Source organism: Streptomyces pactum, assembly GCF_016031615.1.
GTDB classification, from domain to species: Bacteria; Actinomycetota; Actinomycetes; order Streptomycetales; family Streptomycetaceae; genus Streptomyces; species Streptomyces pactus.
The window spans coordinates 3,096,168-3,113,922 of the sequence record NZ_JACYXC010000001.1; the positions used below are offsets into that span (position 1 = coordinate 3,096,168).

13 protein-coding genes are annotated in these 17,755 nt (G+C 76.1%); 10 read left to right on the forward strand and 3 right to left on the reverse strand.

Translation table 11 applies throughout. The features are described from left to right. The first annotated feature begins 145 nt into the window (after window positions 1-145). Window positions 146-2,170, forward strand: a complete 2,025-nt coding sequence (gene asnB, locus IHE55_RS12160) for an asparagine synthase (glutamine-hydrolyzing) (RefSeq protein ID WP_307826872.1) — start codon at window positions 146-148, stop codon at window positions 2,168-2,170. Between the two features lie 194 nt (window positions 2,171-2,364). Here the strand turns inward: asnB and IHE55_RS12165 are convergent, their stop codons facing one another. Next, window positions 2,365-2,817 (reverse strand): MarR family winged helix-turn-helix transcriptional regulator, encoded by a 453-nt coding sequence (locus IHE55_RS12165; RefSeq protein WP_197989049.1) that lies wholly within the window; start codon window positions 2,815-2,817, stop codon window positions 2,365-2,367. A gap of 133 nt (window positions 2,818-2,950) precedes the next feature. Between IHE55_RS12165 and IHE55_RS12170 the strand changes: the two genes are divergently transcribed. The 7 genes from IHE55_RS12170 (at window position 2,951) to IHE55_RS12200 (ending at window position 11,576) form a co-directional block, all read left to right on the forward strand. Beyond that, window positions 2,951-3,346 (forward strand): DMT family transporter, encoded by a 396-nt coding sequence (locus tag IHE55_RS12170; protein ID WP_197989050.1) that lies wholly within the window; start codon window positions 2,951-2,953, stop codon window positions 3,344-3,346. 303 nt (window positions 3,347-3,649) lie between these two features. Next, window positions 3,650-3,970 carry a DMT family transporter gene (locus IHE55_RS12175; protein WP_197989051.1) on the forward strand — a complete coding sequence of 107 codons (321 nt, stop codon included), beginning with the start codon at window positions 3,650-3,652 and terminating at the stop codon, window positions 3,968-3,970. 602 nt (window positions 3,971-4,572) lie between these two features. Further along, window positions 4,573-6,198, forward strand: coding sequence for a M4 family metallopeptidase (locus IHE55_RS12180; RefSeq protein WP_307826623.1), 1,626 nt, complete (start codon window positions 4,573-4,575; stop codon window positions 6,196-6,198). A 172-nt stretch (window positions 6,199-6,370) separates the two neighbouring features. Beyond that, on the forward strand, window positions 6,371-7,456 hold the full coding sequence (locus tag IHE55_RS12185) for an S-(hydroxymethyl)mycothiol dehydrogenase (RefSeq protein WP_197989052.1): 1,086 nt from the start codon (window positions 6,371-6,373) through the stop codon (window positions 7,454-7,456). 360 nt (window positions 7,457-7,816) lie between these two features. Beyond that, window positions 7,817-8,314: a hypothetical protein gene (locus tag IHE55_RS12190; RefSeq protein ID WP_197989053.1), complete on the forward strand. Its 498-nt coding sequence runs from the start codon at window positions 7,817-7,819 to the stop codon at window positions 8,312-8,314. 491 nt (window positions 8,315-8,805) lie between these two features. Next, window positions 8,806-10,110, forward strand: a complete 1,305-nt coding sequence (locus IHE55_RS12195) for an aldehyde dehydrogenase family protein (RefSeq protein WP_232265535.1) — start codon at window positions 8,806-8,808, stop codon at window positions 10,108-10,110. Between the two features lie 281 nt (window positions 10,111-10,391). Continuing rightward, a complete protein-coding gene (locus tag IHE55_RS12200) occupies window positions 10,392-11,576 on the forward strand; it encodes a phenylacetate--CoA ligase family protein (protein ID WP_197989054.1) in 1,185 nt (394 codons plus the stop codon). A gap of 149 nt (window positions 11,577-11,725) precedes the next feature. Here the strand turns inward: IHE55_RS12200 and IHE55_RS31145 are convergent, their stop codons facing one another. Next, window positions 11,726-13,012 (reverse strand): winged helix-turn-helix domain-containing protein, encoded by a 1,287-nt coding sequence (locus tag IHE55_RS31145; RefSeq protein WP_232265536.1) that lies wholly within the window; start codon window positions 13,010-13,012, stop codon window positions 11,726-11,728. Window positions 13,013-13,625: 613 nt separating this feature from the next. Between IHE55_RS31145 and IHE55_RS12210 the strand changes: the two genes are divergently transcribed. After that, complete coding sequence (locus IHE55_RS12210; RefSeq protein WP_307826624.1) at window positions 13,626-14,681, forward strand: alpha/beta hydrolase family protein; 1,056 nt, start codon at window positions 13,626-13,628, stop codon at window positions 14,679-14,681. A gap of 854 nt (window positions 14,682-15,535) precedes the next feature. Here the strand turns inward: IHE55_RS12210 and IHE55_RS12215 are convergent. Continuing rightward, window positions 15,536-16,186 carry a pentapeptide repeat-containing protein gene (locus tag IHE55_RS12215; protein WP_197991955.1) on the reverse strand — a complete coding sequence of 217 codons (651 nt, stop codon included), beginning with the start codon at window positions 16,184-16,186 and terminating at the stop codon, window positions 15,536-15,538. 312 nt (window positions 16,187-16,498) lie between these two features. Between IHE55_RS12215 and IHE55_RS12220 the strand changes: the two genes are divergently transcribed. Further along, on the forward strand, window positions 16,499-17,689 hold the full coding sequence (locus IHE55_RS12220; RefSeq protein ID WP_197989056.1) for a phytoene desaturase family protein: 1,191 nt from the start codon (window positions 16,499-16,501) through the stop codon (window positions 17,687-17,689). The last annotated feature ends 66 nt before the right edge of the window (window positions 17,690-17,755 follow it).

Below are 17,755 nucleotides of genomic sequence, written 5' to 3' on the forward strand. Positions count from 1 at the left end.
CCCAGCGTACGGGCACGAGGTGCGAAAGCAGACACGGTCACGAAGCCGCGGATCCCAGGCTTCCGGGCTTCCACGCCATAGATTCCTGGGTCAGCGGATGAACGGTGAGTGAACGGCCAATCTGTTGACAGGAGGCGTACGGGACGTGTGCGGCATCGCGGGATGGGTGGACTACGCGCGGGACCTGACGGACCGGCAGGACGTCCTGCTGGGCATGACGGCCACCATGGCCTGCCGGGGACCGGACGACGAGGGGCGGTGGGCGGGCCGCCACGCGCTGCTGGGCCACCGCAGACTCGCCGTGATCGACCCGGCGGCCGGCCGGCAGCCGATGTGCTCGGCGGCCACCGGCCCCGGCGGCGGGCCGGAGGCGGCGCTCACCTTCAGCGGCGAGGTCTACAACCACCGCGAGCTGCGCGCCGAACTGACCGGCCGGGGCCACGCCTTCCGTACCGCGAGCGACACCGAGGTGGTGCTCCGCGCCTATCTGGAGTGGGGCGCCGGGTTCGTGGAGCGGCTCAACGGGATGTACGGCTTCGCGCTGTGGGACGCCCGTACCGAGGAACTCCTGCTGGTCCGCGACCGGCTGGGCGTCAAACCGCTCTTCTACCGGCCCACCCGGCACGGCCTGCTGTTCGGTTCCGAGCCCAAGGCGATCCTGGCCCATCCGTGGGCCGAGGCGGTGGTGGACACCGACGGGCTGCGGGAGCTGTTCGCCCTCGCCAAGACCCCCGGGCACGCGGTCTACCGGGGCCTGCGCGAGGTGGTGCCCGGCAGGCTGGTGCGCCTGAGCCGTGCGGGGCTGCGGCACCACACGTACTGGCGGCTGCCCACCACCGAGCACACCGACGACCTGCCCACCACCGTGGACACCGTCCGGGAACTCCTCGACGACACCGTGACCCGCCAGCTCGTCGCGGACGTGCCGCGCTGTGCCCTGCTCTCCGGCGGGCTGGACTCCAGCGCGGTGACCGCGCTCGCCGCCCGCCGGCTCGCCGCGGAGGGCGCGGGGCCGCTCGCCACCTTCGCGGTGGACTTCGCCGCCCGGGCCGCGACGGACGCCGGGCACGTCGCCGGGGGCGCCGGGGCGGAGGACGCTGCCGAGGGCGGAGGCACGGAGGTCGCGGCCGGGAGCGGGGGCGGGGGTACGGAGGTCGCGGCCGGGGGGGCGGGGGTGCCGGGGGCACCGGGGGCCGGAGCGCCGGACGGGGGCAGCCCGGACCGCCCCTACGCGCACGCCGTGGCCGCGCACACCGGCACCCGGCACACCGACATCGTGCTGCCGGTCGCCGGGCTCGCCGACCCGCTGCACCGCACCACCGCGCTCGTCGCCCGCGACCTCCCGGTCGGCCGCGGCGAGCGCGACACCTCGCTCTACCTGCTGTTCAAGGCGGTGCGGCGGCACTCCACGGTGGCGCTGTCCGGGGAGGCGGCGGACGAGCTGTTCGGCGGGTACGGCTGGTTCCACGACCCCGCCGCGGTCGCCTCGGACACCTTCCCGTGGCTGGGCACGGGCGGCCCCGGGTTCGCCGGCACCCTGGACCGGCTGCTCGAACCCGGGCTCCGCAAGCGGCTCGACCTGGACACCTACCGGCGCGACCGCCACCGGGAGGCGGTGGCGGAGGTGGAACAGCCGCCCGGCGCCACCGACCCGGTGGAGCGGCGGATGCGGGAGGTGGGCCACCTGGCGCTCACCCGGTTCCTGCCGCGTCTGCTGGAGCGGAAGGACCGGATGTCGATGGCGGTGGGACTGGAGGCGCGGGTGCCGTTCTGCGACCACCGGCTGGTCGCCTACGTGCACAACACGCCCTGGGCGATGAAGACCCACGACGGCCGGGAGAAGAGCCTGCTGCGGGCCGCGGTCCGCGATCTGCTGCCCGCGGCCGTCGCCGACCGGCCGAAGAGCCCGTACCCGTCCACGCCGCACCGGACCTACACCGCCGCGGTGCGCGAGCAGTTCGCCCGGCTGCTGGCCGATCCGGGCGAGCCGGTGCACGCGCTGCTGGACGCGGGATGGGCCCGGCGGACCGGCCGGGCGGCCGCCGCGGGGCCGGGCCCCGGCCGCCCGGCGGACCCGGACCTCGCCGACTACCTCGACCGCTACGGGATGGAGACCGCCCTGCTGCTCAACACCTGGCTGCGGCGGTACGCGGTACGCCTCGACCTGTGACCGGCGGCGGCCCCGGGGCAGGGACGGACAGGGCGAGGGCCGGGTCGGGTCCGCGCCCCCGGGCGGGGCGTGCCCACCGGGGGGCCGGGCGGGGGCGCGGGCCGCGGGATCGGCCCGGGCGCGGCGAACCGGCCCGGGGGTGGCGGCCGGCCCGGGAGATGGCGGGCCGGACGTGGCGGGCCGGGGCGTGACGGTCAGCCCAGGGCGCTGCGGGCCGCGGTGACCAGGGCCGCCGCGGCGGGGCTCGCCCCCGCCGCCTCGTCGAGCGCCGCGCTGAGCGTCTCCCCGTAGGTGGCGCGGGCCTCCTCGTGGCGGGCCCGGCCGGCATCGGTGAGCACGGTGTACACGCCGCGCTTGTCGTCCGGACAGGAGTCCCGGAAGGTGAGGCCCGCCGCGTTGAGCCGGCCGACCAGCCGGGTCACCGAACTCTGGTTGAGCCCCAGCCGGTCGGCCAGCTCCTGCATCCGCAGCTCGCACCGGGGGCCGGCCGCCGACAGGTGCCCCAGCGCCCGGTACTCGGAGAGCCCGAGGCCGTGCCGGCGCTGGAGCACGGCACCCAGCCGGTGCTCCACCCGCGCGTGCAGGGCCAGCACGTGGTTCCACATCTCCGGGTCGGCCGGAGCGGGTCGGGGCGTGGCCGGTGGCATGGTGACTCCTCGGTTCCGGCGGCCCGGACGGTCACCGGGCCGGCGATGGCGATTGACAGCAGATTACTTGTACATGCATGATCTTCCCACCGAGAACTTGCACGTACATACAATCATTGAGGGGTCGTCTCCCATGGCCTGGGTCCATCTGCTCATCGCGTCCGTCTTCGAGGTCGTCTTCGCCCTCTCCACCAACGCCACCGACGGTTTCACCAGGCTGGGGCCGTCCCTGCTGACCGCCGCGGCGGCGGCCGGCGGGATCTTCTTCCTCAGCCTCGCGCTGCGGACCCTGGACGTGGGCGTGGGCTACACCGTCTGGACCGGCATCGGCTCGGTCGGCACCGTGGTGCTGGGCACCGTGATCTTCGACGAGTCGATCAACGGCTGGAAGGTGCTGGCCTTCGTCCTGATCATCGGTGGCGTCCTGGGCCTGAAGCTCTCCGACTCGCTCTCCCGCGCGCAGACCGAGGAGCCCCGCGAGGACGCCGAGCGGCGGCAGCCGGCGGGCGCCGGAACGCTCGCCGCCTGAGCCGCTCCCACGGCCCCCGCCTCCGCTCCTCCCCGCCCGGCCCGCCGCTCCACCCCGTCCTGCCCCGCCCCGGCACACCCGGCCCGTCCCACCCGGCCGCCCTGCCGAGCCCCGGGCCGTTCCGGTGAGCCCGGTCGTCCCGCCCACTCCGGCGTCCCGTCGAGCCCGGACGCGCCGCCGGCCGTCATCCCGTCGGGCCCGGTCGACCCGTCGGGCCCGGCCGCTCCGGTCGGCCGTCCCCGGCCCGTCCGCCGGCCACCGCCACCGCCCCGCCTCTCCCCGCCTCCCGAAAGGAATGCCGCCATGGCCTGGACCTTCCTCGCGATCGCCGTCGTCTTCGAGATCGCCTTCGCCCTCGGCACCAACGCCACCAAGGGGTTCACCCGGTTGTGGCCCTCGGTCTTCACCCTGCTCGCCGCGGCCGGCGGCATCTTCACCCTCAGCCTGGCGCTGCGGACCCTCGACGTCGGCGTCGGCTACACCATCTGGACCGGGGTCGGCTCGATCGGCACGGTCGTCCTGGGCGCGGTGATCTACCGGGAGAAGATCACCCTGCCCAAGCTGGTCTCCTTCCTCTCGATCATCGCCGGGGTGATCACCCTCAAGGTCGCGGCGGGCGTCTGACCGGCCCCCGTGCCGGGACACCGCGGACCGCCGTACCGTCGCCGGCCGGGACGGTGACGGCCGGAGGCCCCACGGCGACCGGACCGGCGGCCGGTCCGGCGGAGAGCGCCGATGCCGCCCGGCCCGGGGCGGCGGCGGTGATCCGGCCCTGTCCGCCCCGGAATCGTCCGGAATGCGGCCGGAACGCGCCCGCAGTGGCAGCGGCAGGCCACCACGGTGTGGCCGGAACGCGCCCCCGCAGCAGCCGGGTTGCCGCCGCGCGGCGCGAACGGCCCGGCGAAGGTCCACACCTTCGCCGGGCCGTTCGCCATATAGCGGACAGATGACGTTCCTCAACGGACAACGGATGGTCAAATTCTTGTTACCGGCCTGTTGGGGCCGGTCAATTGATGCCACTCTCTGGTCGGCCGCCCCGGCGCCACTCCCCTGGCGCAGGAGCTGCCCGCGTCGTCGTACGCGTCCTTCGCACCACTCGCGGTACCCGCGCCGAGCCCACCTCGGCGCAGCTGCACCATCGGCGATTTCCATGCAGCACCGGACGGCACGTCCCCGCCGTCCGCCCCCACACGGCCGCCCACGGCGGCCCCGCGCAAGGAGACCGAGTGAGACGAAACGTTTCCTCCCCCCGCAAGAACGTCATCCGCGGCGCCGCTCTGGTGGCCTCCGCCGCCATGGTGGTCATCGGCGTGCAGACCGGTTCGGCCAGCGCCCAGGCCGACCGGCAGGACCGGGCGGCCGGCGCCTCCGCCGTGCTGCTCCCGGTGGGTGAGCGCGCCGCCGCCATCAAGGCCGCCCAGGCGGACGCCCCCGCCGAGGCCCGGGCGCTGGGCCTGGGCGCCAAGGAGAAGCTCGTCGTCCGGGACGTGATCAGGGACGCGGACGGCACGGTCCACACCCGCTACGAGCGCACCTACGAGGGCCTGCCGGTGCTCGGCGGCGACCTCGTGGTGCACGAGAAGAAGGACGGCCGGCGCGGCGTCACCAAGGCGGTCAAGAGCCGCATCACGCTGGCCGGCACCACCGCCGGGGTCAGCGCCGCCGACGCCCGGAAGTCCGCACTGAAGGCCGCCTCCGAGGAGGAGAGCGGCAAGCCCGCCGCCGCGTCGCCGCGCAAGGTGGTCTGGGCCGCGACCGGCAAGCCCGTGCTGGCCTGGGAGACCGTGGTCACCGGTGTGCAGCACGACGGCACCCCGAGCGAGCTGCACGTGGTCACCGACGCCGCGACCGGCAAGCAGCTCTTCGCCGACGAGCGCATCGAGACCGGCACCGGCACCGGTGACTACAACGGCACCGTGCCGCTGAGCACCACCGCCTCCGGCGGCTCGTACAACCTGACCGACCCCACGCACGGCGGCCACAAGACGTACGACCTGAACCAGGGCACCTCGGGCACCGGTTCGCTGTTCACCGACGCCGACGACGTGTGGGGCGGCGGCCGCCAGAGCGCCGCGGTGGACGCGGCCTACGGGCACGCCACCACCTGGGACTTCTACAAGAACGTGCTGGGCCGCAACGGCATCAAGAACGACGGCAAGGCCGCGTACAGCCGGGTCCACTACGGCAACAACTACGTCAACGCCTTCTGGTCCGACAGCTGCTTCTGCATGACCTACGGCGACGGCTCGGGCAACTCCAACCCGCTCACCTCGCTGGACGTGGCGGCCCACGAGCTGACCCACGGCGTCACCTCCAACACCGCGGGCCTGCGCTACAGCGGCGAGTCGGGCGGCCTGAACGAGGCGACCTCCGACATCTTCGCGACCGCCACGGAGTTCTACGCCAACAACTCCGCGGACTCCGGTGACTACCTCATCGGCGAGAAGATCGACATCAACGGCGACGGCACCCCGCTGCGCTACCAGGACAAGCCGAGCCGCGACGGCGCGTCCAAGGACTACTGGTACCGGGGCATCGGCCGGGTGGACGTCCACTACTCCTCCGGCCCGGCCAACCACTGGTACTACCTGCTGAGCGAGGGCAGCGGCGCCAAGACCATCAACGGCGTCAGCTACAACAGCCCGACCTACGACGGCTCCACGGTCACCGGCATCGGCCGGGACAAGGCCACCAAGATCTGGTACAAGGCGCTGACCACGTACTTCACCTCCACCACCGACTACGCGGGGGCGCGGACCGGCACCCTGCAGGCGGCGGCCGACCTGTACGGCTCCACCAGCGCGGAGTACAAGGCGGTCGCGGCGGCGTGGACGGCGATCAACGTCAAGTGACCCACTGACCCGAGTCCGGTCACGGCGTCCCGCCACGTACCGCCGGACACGGCGCGGCGCCGCCCCGGCGCCGCGCCGGCCCGGCACACGCCGGATCGCCTGAACGGGCCGCACCGGCCACCCCCCGGTGCGGCCCGTTCTGTTCTCCCCGCACCCCGCCTACGCTGCTCACATGACTCAACAGGTGCGCGGTGTGGTGGCTCTCGGCAAGGGCAGGCCGGTGAGCATGGAGACGATCGTCGTCCCGGACCCGGGGCCCGGCGAAGCGGTGGTACGGGTACAGGCGTGCGGCGTGTGCCACACCGATCTGCACTACCGGGAGGGCGGCATCAACGACGAGTTCCCGTTCCTGCTGGGTCACGAGGCGGCCGGCGTGGTGGAGTCCGTCGGCGCCGGGGTCGCCGGCCTCGCCCCCGGGGACTTCGTCATCCTCAACTGGCGCGCGGTGTGCGGCGCCTGCCGCGCCTGTCTGCGCGGCCGCCCCTGGTACTGCTTCAACACCCACAACGCCGCCCGGCCGATGACGCTGGCGGACGGCACGCCGCTGTCCCCCGCCCTGGGCATCGGCGCCTTCGCCGAGAAGACGCTGGTCGCCGCCGGGCAGTGCACCAAGGTGGACCCGGCGGCGGCGCCCGCCGCGGCCGGGCTGCTGGGCTGCGGGGTGATGGCCGGGCTGGGCGCCGCGCTGAACACCGGCGGCGTGGGGCGCGGCGACTCGGTCGCCGTCATCGGCTGCGGCGGCGTGGGGTGCGCCGTGGTCGCCGGGGCCCGGCTGGCCGGCGCCGCGAAGATCATCGCGGTGGACCTGGACGACCGGAAGCTGGAGTGGGCCCGCTCGCTGGGCGCCACCCACACGGTCAACGGCACCGGCGCCGACGTGGTGGCCGAGATCCAGCGGCTCACCGGCGGCCACGGTGCCGACGTGGTGATCGACGCGGTCGGCCGCCCGGAGACCTACCGGCAGGCGTTCTACGCCCGGGACCTGGCCGGCACCGTGGTGCTGGTCGGCGTGCCCACCCCGGAGATGAAGCTGGAGCTGCCGCTGCTCGACGTGTTCGGACGCGGCGGCGCGCTGAAGTCCTCCTGGTACGGGGACTGCCTGCCGTCCCGCGACTTCCCCATGCTGATCGATCTGTACCTCCAGGGCCGGCTGGACCTCGACGCGTTCGTCACCGAGACCATCGCCCTGGACGACGTCGAGGAGGCGTTCGCCAGGATGGGACGCGGCGAGGTGCTGCGGTCGGTGGTCCAGCTCTGAGGGGACCCGCCCGGGCGGGTCCTGCCCCGGCGGGTCCTTTTGGCGCGGCGGGGCTCGCCCCGACGGGTTCTCTTTTGCCGCAGGGGATCCGGCCGTGGCGGGTGCTGCCACGACGGGTTCGGCCGCGGTGGGTTCTGTCGCGACGGGTTCTGCCACGACGGGTGCTGCCACGACGGGTTCTCCGCGTCCGGCCGTGCTCCGGTGGGCTCCCCACCGGAGGGTCCCGGCCCGGTCGGCAGGGCCCCGCGGGGTCCGGCCGGCCGGGGGACGCCGGGCGCCGTCCGGCCGGGGTGGGGACGCCCCCGGACGTCCGGCGGGCGTGGTGCCGGGGTGCGGGCCGTCCCGTGACACCATCGACCCGTGATCGACCTCGGCTACTCCCTCTCCCGGCGCTTCCCGGACCCTCCGCAGACGGACTACCGCACCGCCGACGTGCGCGCCCTGCGGCACGACCTGTTCTGCGGTGACGTCTACCTGGCCGACACCGAGGCGGACCGCGAGCTGTCCACGGCCTGGGGCTGGGTGCCGGTGCTCGACTTCGCCTGGGCGCTGTGCGACATCGTCGAGCAACTCGACCGGGACCCGCAGGGCAGCCGGTCGGCCCGCCGCCACCACGCCGAGCTGGACTTCACCGAGTCGGCCGACCGGATGCTCTTCGAGCGCCGCTTCGGCTGGGTCGAGGTGACCGCCGACTGGGTGCCGCTGGAGGAGCCGCCGCTCACCTTCAACCACGGCGCGCTGCGCCGGGAGGCCCGCGACTTCCTGCACGACCTGATCGCCGACCTCACCGACATGCACGAGGGGCTGGCCGACAACCCCGTGATCTGGGACCTCCAGGCCCGGTTCCCCCGGGTCTGACCGGCACCCGCCCGGGGACGGACCGGGGACGGCCCTGGGGCGGGGAGGACGGCCCTGGGGCGGCGCGGCGCGGGCCGGTGCCGGTACGCCCCCGGGCGCCGGGCCCCGGGCTGCGGGCCCCGGGCTGCGGGCCCCGGGCTGCGGGCCCCGGGCTGCGGGCTGCGGGCTGCGGGCTGCGGGCTGCGGGCTGCGGGCTGCGACATGGACCTTGGTTCAATTGACAGGCCGGTTCAAGCGGTAATGGGATGGCCGCAGTTGACACGTGCCGCCGCCGGTCCGGCGTCGCGGCGCGGCGGACGTCGAAGGAGCCCGACTGATGGCCGAGACCGCGCCCCCGCCCGTACCCCCGGTCCCCGCACACCCCGCGGCCCCCGTCCGGCGCGCCCGCCGGATCCGCGCCGGACCCGGCGCTGCGGCTGGACGCGCTGGGGCCCGGCGGCCCCTACCGCACCCGCGCCCGCCTCCCGCTGAGCGATGTGTCCGGCCGGCCGATGGGTGAGCTGAGCCTGGTGCCGAAGCTCTACGTCACCCGGGCGATGGCCGCGCTGCACCGGGCGGCCACCCCGCCGCTGGAGACGCGGCTGGCCGCGCTGGCCCGGGCCGGGGAGCTGTTCGCGGCGGGCACCGTGGAGGGGATGGCGGCCGAGGAGTACCTCACCACCGTCAGCCGGCTCTCCGGCACCCCGCTGGCCAACGCGCGCGTTGCGGTGGAGGCGATCCGGCTCAGCGCCACCGGCGCGTACCGCAGCGTGCAGGCCGCCCGCCCGGTCGGCGCGGTGAACGACTGGCGCGACCCGGCCGCCCGCTCCGGCACCGCGGTGTGGGTGCGGCGCGGGGACGTCTTCGCGGTGCACGCGGCGGGCAACCATCCGGCGGTGCACGCCCTGTGGCTGGAGGCCCTGGCGCTCGGCTACCGGGTGGCGGTGCGCCCTTCCCGCCGTGAACCGCTCACCCCGTACCGGCTGATCAGCGCCCTGCGCGCGGCCGGGTTCGGCAACGACCAGGTGGTACTGCTGCCCACCGACCACGACGCGGCTGGCGAGCTGCTGCGGGCCGCGGACCTCAGCATGGTCTACGGCGGGCAGGAGGTCATCGACCGGTTCGCGACGGACCCGCGGGTCCTGCCGAACGGCCCGGGCCGGTCCAAGATCCTCATCACCGCGGACTCCGACTGGCGCGACCACCTGGACACCGTGGTGGACTCCGTCGCCCGGCACGGCGGCACCGCCTGCGTCAACGCCACCACGGTGCTCGTCGAGGGCGCCGACCCGGCGCCGCTCGCCCGCGCGCTGGCCGACCGGCTCGCCGAGCTGCCCACCCTGCCCCCGGAGGACGAGCGGGCGGTGCTGCCGGTGCACCCGGTGGAGGTGGCGCGGGCCATGGAGAAGCACCTGCACGCCGTGGCAGGCGGGACCCGGGCGTGGCTGGGCGGCAGCGGCACCGGCCCGGCCGGCGGCGGGGTGGTCGCCGAGCTGGGTGACGGCAGCGCCGTGCTCCGGCCCGCGGTCCACCAGCTCGACTCCCCGCGCGCCCCGCAGGCCGCCGTGGAACTCCCCTTCCCCTGCGTGTGGGTGGCGCCGTGGAGCCGAGCGGACGGGATCGCGGCGCTCCGGGACAGCCTGGTGCTCACCGCGATCACCCGGGACGAGGAGCTGCTGGACGCGCTGCTCGACGAGGTGTCGGTGAAGAACCTGTACATCGGGGACCACCCCACGCACTGGATCGCGCCCGGCATCCCGCACGACGCCTATCTGGGTGAGTTCCTGATGCGCACCAAGGCCGTCATCCGCGGCTGAGCCGTACCGGCGCCGGCCCGCCCGCCGCGCGCACCGGCCCGCGCACACCGACCGCACCCGAGCGGCCGCACCCGATCGGCCACGCCTGACCGAGCACACCCGATCGACCGCGCGCACCGGCCGCCGCCGATCCGCCGCCCGCACCCGGCCGGCCCGGTGTCCGCCGCCGGGGCCGGCCGGGTGCGGCCGTACCGGCACCGGGCCGGTGCGCCGCCGTACCGCACCCCGGAAAACACCGGGCGCCGCCCACCGCCGCGTCCACGACCGCGAGGAGAACCCGCATGCCCGAATCCGCCCACCGCCCCCCGGCCGCCGGTGCCCCGGTGGCCGCGCCCGAGGTGCTGAACGTGCCGTTCGGCACCCGGCCCGACCCGGACGAGTACATCCAGGCCGCGATGGCCTGGCACTTCGGCCCGGAGACCGGCTCCCCGTTCTGGCTGGCGCGGGCCGCGTCGCTCGGCTTCGACCCGGTCAAGGAGGTGCGGACGGTCGCCGACCTCAGCCGCTTCCCCGACGTCACCGGGGAACTCCGCCAGGTGCCGGTGCGCGACCTGATCCCGCGCGGGTACGGCCCCGCCCCGGACCTCGTCGGCGTGTTCGAGAGCGGCGGCACCACCGGGATCCCCAAGCGGATCGTGTGCTTCCGGGAGTGGATGGACCGCCTCACCCACGGCATGAGCGCGGACCTCGACCGGCTCGGCATACCCCGCGGACTGGACTGGCTGGCCATCGCGCCGAGCGGGCCGCACATGGTCGGCGAGATGGTGGGCACCACCGCGGCCCGGCACGGCGGCATGATGTTCCGCATCGACATGGACCCGCGCTGGGTGAAGCGGCTGATCGCCGCCGGGCGCGGCCAGGAGGCGGACGCCTACGTGGACCACCTGGTCGAACAGGCCGAGCACGTGCTGCGGACCCAGGACATCGGGGTGCTGATGACCACCCCGCCGATGCTGGAGCGGCTGGCCCGGAACGACGACCTGGTCGAGCTGGTCCGGGAGAAGGTCCAGGGCATCATGTGGGGCGGCGCGCACATGACGGCCGACACCCGCGACCTGCTGCGCAGCGAGGTGTTCCCCGGGGTCAAGCTCTACGGCACCTACGGCAACACCATGATGCTGGGCGGCGCGACCGAGCGGATCGCCGACGGTGACGGGTCGGCGGACGGGGCGGCCACCACCGGTGACACCGACGACGGGCTGTGCGTCTTCGACCCGCAGACCCCCTTCGTCACCTTCTCCGTGGTGGATCCGGCCGACCCGGCGTCCCGGACCCCGGTGGCGTACGGCGAGCGCGGGCAGGTGGTGATGAGCCACGTCAGCAGGTCCTGTCTGCTCCCCAACAACCTCGAACGCGACCTGGCGGTACGGGTGCCGGCCCCGGCCGGTGCCGTGGGCGACTCGGTCGCCGACGTCGGCCCGGTGGCCGTCTTCGACGACGAGAAGGTGATCGAGGGCGTCTATTAGGAGCGGGTCCGGCGGCCGGCGACCGCTGACCGGCCGGGTGATGCGGTCGCCGGCGGTCCCACCGGGCCCGGCCGGCGACGGACCCGGCGCGCCGCGAGGTCGCCGGGGAGGTGTCCGGCGGGCGCGTCAGGGGGGCCGGCCGGGCGGCGTCATGGGGTCCGGCCGGGCGCCCGGCCGTCCGTGGTCGCGTCGCGGTGGCGGACCAGCAGGGTCCCCAGCCGGGTGCGCCGGTGGGCCACGGCCCGCCCGGCGCGGACGGTGGTGATCAGGCCGGCCCCGCGCAGCGCGGCGGTGTGGGCGGAGACCGTGGCGCTGCTGACGCCGAGCCGGCGGGCCAGCCCGCCGGTGGTGTGTTCCTCGGTGAGCAGGGTCAGGATGTCCAGCCGGGTACGTCCGAGCACCCCGGCGAGGGCCTGGTCCGGGTCGGCCGCACCGCCCGGCCGGAGCGGCAGGCCGGGGCCGGCCGGGTAGGTCACGACCAGGGGGCGCCCGGGCGGTTCCGCGACCAGCGGGCCACCGGTCCAGTGGAAGGTGGGCAGCAGCACCAGGCCGCGCCCGCCCAGTGTGAACTCCCGTGGCCCGCCCGCGGCCGGCGGTGCCGTGCGGCCGGCCGCCGCACCCGTGGCGGGCGCCTGCCGGCCGGGCGGCGTGCCGGCCGTACCCCATGCCTGCCCGCCGGGCGGCCTGCCGGCCGTACCGGTCCCCGTGCCGCCGGGGCGGGTTCCGCCCGGGTCCGCCCCGGCCGTGCCGGACACCCCGCCACCGGGGCGGATGCCGTCCCGCCCGGACCGCCCGGCGCCGCCCTGGTGGTCCGGGAGGTCCGGGCCGGGCAGCTCCCACACGTCCCGGTGGAACCGGGCGCCGGGGACCAGCCCGGTGAGCGCGGCACCCACCCCGTGCTCGGCGACGGTCAGCGCGTGCCGGGTGAACTCCTCCCGGTGCAGGTCCGCCACCTGGTCCCACACCGGGCGCAGCACCGTGTCGAACGCGGCCAGTTGGGCCCGGCCGAGGAGCCGCCACGCGGCGGGATCACCCCGGTGCAGGTCGCGGAGCCAGCGCGGCGGCGGCGCCGGGTGCCGGGCGTAGACCCGCTCGGTCTCGGCCCGGACCAGGTCCGGCGGCGTGGCCCGGAGGGTGGCGAGACCCTCCCGCAGGTCCTCGTCGAACACGTCCAGGAACGCCGGCGCCTGGCCCGCGGGCACCAGGTCGCCGAACGGCCGGGCGGACTCCGGCAGCGCCCGGAGGAGCCGCCCCCGCCAGCGGTCGAACAGCAGCCCGTCCCGCGGCCGGCCCAGCATCAGCAGGGCCGTGTTCAGCTCCTGCAACGGCGCGGGCCGGGCGGCGAACCGGACCCGCGCGAGATCCGCGGCCGTGAAGCGGATCCGGATCACCGCTTCCCCGGTCCGCGCCATCCTTTCGGCCTCCGCCTCAACCATCGTCCCCCTCCCCGTCGGTCGCCAGCATGGCGGACACGCCCTCCCGCCATCCTCCGGCGCCCGGCCGCCGGTGGAGCGAACCGGGGTGCTCGCCGGGCCCGGCGAGGGGCGGGCTGCCGTCGTTCGCCACGGGCGGGCGGGGGCCGCTGCCCGGTTGTTCCGGCAGATCGACACCGACACGTGAAGGAGAGTCATGGCGCGCGAGGAGTGGGGACAAGGACGGCGGTCCGGCGGGACCGGGCGGGCGGAACGGCCCGCGGCCGGGCGGCCGGCAGGCTCAGGCGAAGCCGCCCCGGCGGCGGACGGCGGTCGCCGGGACGGACCGGCTCCGGCGGTGGACCGGCCGACGGCGGTGGGGCGGCGGACGGTGGTGGTCGCCGCGTCCGCCGTACTGGCGGGCGCACTGCCGCCGGCCGGCGGGGCGGCGGCAGCCGCGGCGGCTACCACGGGGGACGGGACCTCGAACGCCACGAGCCCCGGGAACCGTACGGCGTACCGGACCGACGGGTCCCCGGGGGACGGTCCGGCTCCCACGGGCGGACCGGGCGGGGTCACGTTGCGGCTGCCGGCCCCGACCGGCCCGCACCCGGTCGGGATCGCCACGCTCCACCTGGTGGACCACACCCGGCGCGACCCCTGGGACCCGTCGATCCCGGTCCGGGAGGTGATGGTGACGGTGCTCTACCCGGCCCGCCCGGCAACCGACCGCCCGGTGGCGCCGCAGATGACCCCGGAGGCCGCCGTGGTGTTCGGGGTGCTGGCCCGGCGCCTCCGCCCGGGGCTGCCGGAGGCCGGGGTGGACTGGGGTGCCACCGCCACCCACGCGCACCCGGACGCGCCGGCCCTGCCGGGACGCCGGCCGGTGCTGCTGTACAGCCCGGGCGGCGGCGATCCCCGCACCCTGGGCACCGCGGCCGCCGAGGAGCTGGCGAGCCGGGGGTACGTGGTGGTGACCATCGACCACCCCGGCGACGCGGTCGTGGTGGAGTTCCCCGGCCCGGCCACCGCGTTCCGGGACACCGTGCGCACCACCGTCTTCCGGGACGACCCCCGGACCGATCCGGAGATGTTCCGCACCATGATCGAGACCCGGGTCGCGGACACCCGGTTCGTCCTGGACCGGCTGGCGGAGCTGGCCGCCGGACGGACCCCCGACGTGCACCGCCGGACCCCGCCACGGCACCTCGGGCGGGCGCTGGACCTGCGGCGGACCGGGTGCTACGGGCACTCGGCCGGGGGCACCACCGCGGCCGAGGCGATGTACCGGGACCGGCGCGTCCGGGCGGCGGTCACCATGGAGGGCTTCCTGGACCACCCGTCGCCGGCGCCCGGCACGCCGGGCGAGCTGTTCCCGGTGGCGCGGTACGGGGTGGACCGGCCGTTGCTGCTGCTGGGCACCGACGGCTTCGAGGGCCAGCGGGAGCTGGAGACCTCGTGGGCGGCCATGACGGCCCATCCGGGCGGGCACACCCACCGACGGATGCTCGACCGTTCGGCGCACTGGGTCTTCACCGACCTCGCCGCCCTGGTCCCCCAGTTGCAGCGGGCCGGACTGGTGACCGCCGGGGCCCGGGCGGGCCTGGTCGGCACGGTCGAGCCGTCCCACTCCGTCCGCACGGTCCGCGGCATGCTCCTCGGGTTCTTCGCCCGGCACCTCCCCGTCTGCTGAGCCCGGTCGCCCCCATCCGCCGGGCCGGGCCGGGCGCCGCCGTCCGGTGAGCCGGGTCGGTCGCCTCCGTCCGGTGAGCCCGACCGGTCCGCCCAGCCTGGCCGTCGCGTCCCGGCCGGCTGAGCCCGGTCGGTCGCCTCCGTCCGGTGAGCCGGGCCCGGTGCCCCCCATCCATCGAGTACGGGCCCGGTGCCCCTCCAACCACCGGGTCCCGCTCCGGCGCCCCGGGCTGGCGATCCCTGCCCGGCGGTTCCGGCCGGTCGCCTCCTTCCGGTGAACCGGGCCGGGCGCCTCCCGGTCCGCCCGGCCCAGCCGTCGCCGCCCGGCCCACCGGTACCGGTGCCCCCGTCCACCGGTACCGGTCCGGTGCCCCTCCATCCGCCGGCACCCGCTCCGGCGGTCCCAGGTCCCAGGTCCCCGGGCCGCGCGTCCGCCCGTCCCGGCGTTGCGTGCGTCCGGGCGGCGCCGGTTCGGTGGCTCTTCTCCGCCCGGGCCGCATTCCCCCGCCCCGCGCACCGGGCCCGGGGGGCGGGGCGCCGGGCGCGGTGCGCGGGACGCGGCCGGCCCACCCGCCACACGCCGGTCAGTTCGGTCCACGGACGCGTCCGGACCGCGCGCGTACCCGGTGTGCGGGCATTCCCCGGTCCCCACGGGTACCCGGTGTGCGGGCGCGCCCGGTCCCTGCGCGTGCCCGATTCCCGCGGGTACCCGACCCCGGAGGTGCCCGGCCCCCGGGACGTACCCGGCCCGGCCCCGGGACGTGCACACCCCCGCGCGGGGCGCGGCCGGCTCGGGACCCGAGTCCCCGCCCGGAGGATCCCGCTCCGGGCCCCGCCCCCGGCCCGGGCGCTCCGTCAGGCCGGGGCCACCCGGAGGCCGATGCGGGCGGCGAGCGCCGGGGCCAGGTCGAACAGCTGCTCAGGGCTGATCACCGCTCCGGCCAGGTCCTCCAGGCCCCGGGTGATCTCCAGTCCGCCGGCCGCCCGCAGGTCCACCTCCGTCAGCCGCGCGCCGCCGAAGTCCGCCCCGCGCAGCGCACCACCGAGGAACGCCACCCGCTCCAGCCTCGCCCCGCCGAAGTCGGGTTCCGCGAGCACACAGTCCTCGAAGACCACGTCACGCAGCCGGGCACCGCGCAGATTGAGGTAATCGATCTTCCCGCCGCGCACCAGGACGCGCTCCAGCACCGCGCCGTGCAGCTGCGCCCCGCCCAGCCGGGCGTCCCGGACCTCCACGTCCCGCAGGGTCGCCGACGACAGGTCGGTGCCCACCCCGCGCACCTCCGACAGCACGGTGTCGATGAACCGGGCGCCGGTGAGCACCGCCTCGTCGAAGGCGCACCGCCGCACCGCGCAGTCCAGGAACCGGGCCCCGGGCGCCCGCTCGGCGGTGAGGTCCAGGTCGCCGAACTCCACCCCGTCGTAGTCGCCCTCCGCCGCCAGCCGCCCGTCGCCGAACGGCCGGAGCGGCGGCAGCACCACCTCCGGCCGACGAGGGGCCCGCACCACCTCCTCCTCGCCGCCCGCCCGGCCCTTCCGCCCCGCGGTCCCGCCCGTGCCTGCGCCCACGCCGTCACTCCCGTCCTCACGGCCACCGCCACCACGGCCGTCACCACGCCTCCCATCGTGAGCCACGCCACTGACATCACCGGGATGTCACATCCGCCGCCGCCCGGTCCGTCGTATCCGTACCGCGCCGCGAAACGCGACGAAGGACCACCAACCATCCGATACCCCGACCAAGCACCGCAGAACCGCGGTGCCCCGCGGACACCCTCCGCGGCACACCGCGTGACGAGAGCAGAAAGGGAACGGCAGATGCGGCACATCACCGTGATCGGCGGCGGTTTCGCCGGTCTCACCGCGGCCATCACCTGCGCCGAGGCGGGCGCCGAGGTGACCTTGTACGAGGCCCACCACACGCTGGGCGGCCGTGCCCGTACCGCGGACGGGCCGTACGGCACCAATGAGGGTCCGCACGCCCTGTACGTCGGCGGACCGCACTGGCCGTGGCTGGCCGCCCGGGACCTGATCGGCCCGCTGGCGAAGATCCCGCTGCGCGAGGGCACCCGGTTCCGCTTCCACCAGGCGGGCGGGCTGCGCCGCACCCCGCCACTGGCCATCCTCAAGCTGCTCCGCCACCGCGACGCCCCGGTGGACCAGGACTTCGCCACCTGGGCGGCCTCCCGGGTGGGTGAGGAGGGGATGCGCGCGGCGGCGAACTACCTGGCGGTCGTCCTCTTCCACCACGACGCCGGGCAGTTGTCCGCGGCCTTCGTCCAGGAGCGGCTGCTCCGCAATGTGAAGCTGCGGCCGGAGGCCCGCTATGTGCGCGGCGGCTGGGGCGGGTTCATCGACCGGATGGCCCGGCACGCCCGGGCGCTCGGCGTCCGTGTCGAGACGGCCACCCGGATCGACTCGCTCGACGCGCTGCCGGCCGGCCACGGCCCGGTGATCGTGGCCACCTCACTCGCCGCCGCCCGGAAGCTGCTCGACGACCCGTCGCTGGTCGGGGAGAGCGGCCGCACCGTACTGCTGGACCTGGCGCTGCGTTCCCGGCGCGGCGACCCGTTCATCGTCGCCGGCCTCGACCTGCCGGCCTGGGTGGAACGTTTCACCGCCCAGGACAGGAGCCTCGCCCCGGCCGGCGAGGAACTGATCCAGGCGCAGCTGCCGATCGCGCCCACCGAGCGGAAGGACGCGGGCGAGGCACGGGCCGAACGGGTGCTGGACGTGGCCTTCCCCGGCTGGCGGGACCGTACGGTCTTCCGCCGGTCGGCGCTGGCCGCCGGGCGGACCGGGGCACTGGACCTGCCGGGTACCACCTGGCGGGACCGGCCCGCGGTGCGCCGGGGCGACGGCGTCTACCTCGCGGGCGACCAGGTGGCGGCGCCGGGCATCCTCTGCGAGGTGTCGTTCACCAGCGCGCTGGAGGCGAGCACGCTGGCGCTCGGTGAGGGCCGTCACACCCATCCCGTCCGGTCACCCCTTGACCTCAACCAAAGTTGAGATCGGAGGGTGGGGGCATGACGACGGCAGCGCGGCACCGGCCCCCCGGTCCGGCCCCGCCGCGGG

Bases quoted from the DNA above. Each gene is read 5' to 3' on its own strand.
- IHE55_RS12165 (WP_197989049.1), bottom strand. From the start codon at position 2,817: ATGCCACCGGCCACGCCCCGACCCGCTCCGGCCGACCCGGAGATGTGG.
- IHE55_RS12170 (WP_197989050.1), top strand. From the start codon at position 2,951: ATGGCCTGGGTCCATCTGCTCATCGCGTCCGTCTTCGAGGTCGTCTTC.
- IHE55_RS12175 (WP_197989051.1), top strand. From the start codon at position 3,650: ATGGCCTGGACCTTCCTCGCGATCGCCGTCGTCTTCGAGATCGCCTTC.
- IHE55_RS12185 (WP_197989052.1), top strand. From the start codon at position 6,371: ATGACTCAACAGGTGCGCGGTGTGGTGGCTCTCGGCAAGGGCAGGCCG.
- IHE55_RS12195 (WP_232265535.1), top strand. From the start codon at position 8,806: ATGGGTGAGCTGAGCCTGGTGCCGAAGCTCTACGTCACCCGGGCGATG.
- IHE55_RS12200 (WP_197989054.1), top strand. From the start codon at position 10,392: ATGCCCGAATCCGCCCACCGCCCCCCGGCCGCCGGTGCCCCGGTGGCC.
- IHE55_RS31145 (WP_232265536.1), bottom strand. From the start codon at position 13,012: ATGGTTGAGGCGGAGGCCGAAAGGATGGCGCGGACCGGGGAAGCGGTG.
- IHE55_RS12220 (WP_197989056.1), top strand. From the start codon at position 16,499: ATGCGGCACATCACCGTGATCGGCGGCGGTTTCGCCGGTCTCACCGCG.